The organism is Nitrosomonas sp. Is37 (genome assembly GCF_033063275.1).
Lineage (GTDB): Bacteria > Pseudomonadota > Gammaproteobacteria > Burkholderiales > Nitrosomonadaceae > Nitrosomonas.
The window spans coordinates 1-1,982 of the sequence record NZ_JAWJYP010000069.1; the positions used below are offsets into that span (position 1 = coordinate 1).

Annotated in this window: 1 protein-coding gene and 1 pseudogene; one reads left to right on the top strand and one right to left on the bottom strand. The window is 46.7% G+C overall.

Annotated features, from left to right (window positions below):
• Positions 1-320: 320 nt before the first annotated feature.
• Complete coding sequence (locus R2Q26_RS15260; RefSeq protein ID WP_317537075.1) at positions 321-830, top strand: DUF1269 domain-containing protein; 510 nt, start codon at positions 321-323, stop codon at positions 828-830.
• A 238-nt stretch (positions 831-1,068) separates the two neighbouring features.
• Here the strand turns inward: R2Q26_RS15260 and R2Q26_RS15265 are convergent.
• Positions 1,069-1,858, bottom strand: a pseudogene (locus R2Q26_RS15265) (IS5 family transposase).
• Positions 1,859-1,982: the final 124 nt, after the last annotated feature.

The following is a 1,982-nucleotide window of genomic DNA, read 5'->3' on the forward strand; positions in this document are numbered from 1 at the left end:
TTGGTTGATTCATAAAATGGTGAATGTTAACAAACAGCAAAAATCGCTACATCAGCTAGCTCTCACAATTTCCAAACGGTTTCTTAGAAATGGAATAATTATTAAAAAGGCAGTAGTCAGATTACATGAATGCTGTTTTTCTTAGTGTCACGTACTGAGGGGAAAATGCATGCAATTGCATTATTGCTTCCCTTGTTTGTTATCATTAGCATTAAGTTATATTAAAGCTGGATTGATTTGATCGATTGCTACTCCTTCGTGTCAGCTGGCGATCTGTTTTGCTTAGCAACATTGATTAACCTAAATTTGAGGAGGTTATCATGCGACGAATCTATTTTCTTGTTCCCAATATTAACGTTACGAGGCGTGTCGTTGATGAACTGCTTTTGGCACGAATCAAAGAGAAGAACATCCACGTGATTGCTAAGCGCGGCACACCGCTCGAGGAATTGCCTGAGGCCAGTCTCCTGCAGAAGAGCGATTTTGTTCCTGCGGTGCAACAAGGATTGACGCTCGGTGGAACGACTGGTTTACTCGCTGGATTGGTTGCTATCGCCCTTCCTCCTGCCGCACCAGTCATTGCGGGTGGTATCTTGTTGGCAACAGCGCTTACAGGTGCGGGTGTTGGTGCATGGGTAAGCGGGTTGGTCGGAATGAGTGTGGGCAATAGACGGATTAAAGAGTTCGAGGATGCAATAGAATCAGGTCATTTTCTAGTATTGGCCGATGTGCCAGCGGATCGGGTGGATAAGATCGAAGAGCGTATAAAACAGCATATACCCGAAATAGAAGTCAAAACTACGGAGCCGACAATACCTGCGTTTCCTTAATGGAAAAGAGTCAAATCGCTTCCTGCGTTTGAGGCTATCCAATTGCTCGGTAAAAATGGATTGTTTCCAGGTACTTTGAGCCTAGCGATACCCTTATGAAACTCATAAAAGAAGACGATCATAGGCTCGAGCAAAGGCGATCATAAAGATGATTGGTCTTCGGCAGGGGGAATCATAAGGTCTTCAAGTTTGAAATTGAAAATGGTTGGTAAGAGCTGTTTTTGAACTTAGAGCCTGTTCACGATTTTTTAAGCAGGAGAGCCAAGAAGGCCAGATGTATAAACTGCAAACTGGTGTTGAGTTTTCGCTCGCAGTTTTTCCATAGTCGCTGGCATTTTTCTAGCCAGGCAAAAGAGCGTTCGACAATCCAGCGTTGCGGCATGACGGCGAAAGTATGAAGTTCGCTTCGCTAGGCAATCTGCGCCTTGGCTCCGAGCAGTTCCTCTACCGCCTTGGCGAAAGGTTGGCCTTGGTATCCACCGTCGGCCAGAATGCATTGTACTTGCCGCAATTCTGCTGCACAGCGTCCGAGCGCAAGGAGAGCACCCTTACGATCCGTTACCTCAGCGGTCGTAACAGCAATCGCATGGGGAAGTCCTTGGGTATCGACTGCGATGTGGCGCTTGATCCTAGACACTTTCTTGCCTGCATCGTAGCCCTTCGCATGAGCGCTATCCGTGTTTTTTACACTTTGTGCGCCGACGATCAAAAAGCTCGTCGAGGATTTGCGCCCCTGTTTTAGACGGGCCACGCCAACTACATTTTTTTAAAGCCCGTTCCAGAGCACTCTCGCCATCTGGACCAAGCTCACTCCACTTGGAGAAGTACGCATGTACCGTTCGCCACTTAGGAAATTCACTTGGCAGCATCCGCCACTGGCACCCGCTTTTCAGCAAATACAGCACGCCGCAAAATACTTCATATAAATCAACCGTCCTTGGCTTCGTCTGCTTGCGCACGCTCTCCAACAGCGGCCGGATATCTTCAAATGCCTCTCGGCTAATGTCGCTTGGGTATCTCTTCCTCATCCCCACAGTCTACGACATTCATATAATCGTGAACAGGTTCTAAGAAATAGAGCATTCTGCACTTAAATAGAGTCGATAAGGGATTCTCAAAGGATGAGATATAGTTGATGATCTTGCTATAAGG